1 protein-coding gene is annotated in these 1,310 nt (G+C 61.6%); it reads right to left on the reverse strand.

Going from position 1 to position 1,310, the window contains the following annotated elements; translation table 11 throughout:
- Positions 1-154: 154 nt before the first annotated feature.
- Positions 155-1,234 (reverse strand): IS5 family transposase, encoded by a 1,080-nt coding sequence (locus NKJ17_RS33835; RefSeq protein ID WP_352509991.1) that lies wholly within the window; start codon positions 1,232-1,234, stop codon positions 155-157.
- Positions 1,235-1,310: the final 76 nt, after the last annotated feature.

Here is a 1,310-nt window from a genome sequence, read left to right on the forward strand (position 1 = left end):
TGGACACCTCGAACTACCGGCATTTCCAGAGTGGGTGGTGCGACAATGAGGTTGCGAACAGCCTGACGCGCGGCGGGGGCTGGATTTCGTTCGTTGGGGCTGATGCTGGTTGCCGATTTCGGCATCGCGGCGGCGTTTTCCGCCGCTCTCGCCGTCAGGCGAACGCAGTTCGCCGTTGGTGCCAGACGAAGCGGGTGAGATTGTAGGCGAGGTTGGCCATGCCGATCTTGGTGCAAGCGCGAGCGATGCCAATCGTGCGGACAAACAGGCCCATGCGGGATTTCTGCTGCGCGAAGACGTGCTCGACGAAAGCGCGGATCTTTGAGCGCCGGCCATTGGCCCGTGCCATCGCCTCGCTCATCGGCCGGCCTTTCGGCTTCTTGTGATGAATGTCGGAGACGTAGCCGTTCTTGTCCAGCCACGCCTCATTCTTCTTCGAGCGATAGGCGGTGTCGGCCCATACCGTCGAGCCGGTGTTGTTCTTGTCCAGCACGTTGCGAAGCTGCGCCCCGTCCCAAGCCGAGGCGCCGGTGACGTTCCAGCCGCGGATGAAGCCGTGGCGGCGATCGATCGAGGCATGGTTTTTGTAGCCGAAGGCGGGAACGGCGATATCGCGCTGCTTCGTCTTTCCCTCCTCATCGGCCTTGGCCTTCGAGAACTTCACGGTCCAGCGCGCGTCCCGGTCCTTCTGGCGCAGCTTGGCTGGTTTCTTCTGCCACTCGTCCGGCACCTTTCCTGCCTTGATGTCAGCCTTTTCAGCATCGGAATTGCGTTGCTTCGGCGCCGCCACGATCGTGGCATCCACGATCTGGCCACCCATCGCCAGATAACCGGCCTTGGTGAGGTGCTTGTCAAAACGGGCGAACAGGTTGTCCACCGCCCGGGCCTGCGTGAGGTGCTCCCTAAACAACCAGATCGTCTTGGCGTCGGGCACCTTGTCGCCGAGCCCCAACCCGAGGAAACGCATGAAGGAAAGCCGGTCTTGGATCTGAAACTCGGTCTGATCGTCCGAGAGACTGTAGAGCGCCTGCAGAACCAGGACCTTGAACATCATCACCGCATCAAAGGGCGGCCGGCCGCCTTTGGCGCCATCGGAGCGCTTCAGCGCCTTGGCCAGCGGTTTCCGGAAAACCTCCCAAGGCACCACCGCGTTCAGCTTCTCCAGTGGATCGCCGGCCGCGCTCAGCCGGACATAACGCTCGTCAATGTCCCAGAATCCAGCCTGGCCTCGCATCCAACGCCTCCGTGCAAATCACCAGGCGAAGTGAATCAAAATGCGGTCTCGATTGCCAGGTTTTTCGAGGTGTCCA

The organism is Mesorhizobium sp. M0208, from assembly GCF_040322015.1.
In the GTDB taxonomy this organism is placed as follows: domain Bacteria; phylum Pseudomonadota; class Alphaproteobacteria; order Rhizobiales; family Rhizobiaceae; genus Mesorhizobium.

What these genes read in the sequence shown, in the direction of transcription:
- NKJ17_RS33835 (WP_352509991.1), bottom strand. Translation starts at nt 1,234, where the DNA reads ATGCGAGGCCAGGCTGGATTCTGGGACATTGACGAGCGTTATGTCCGG.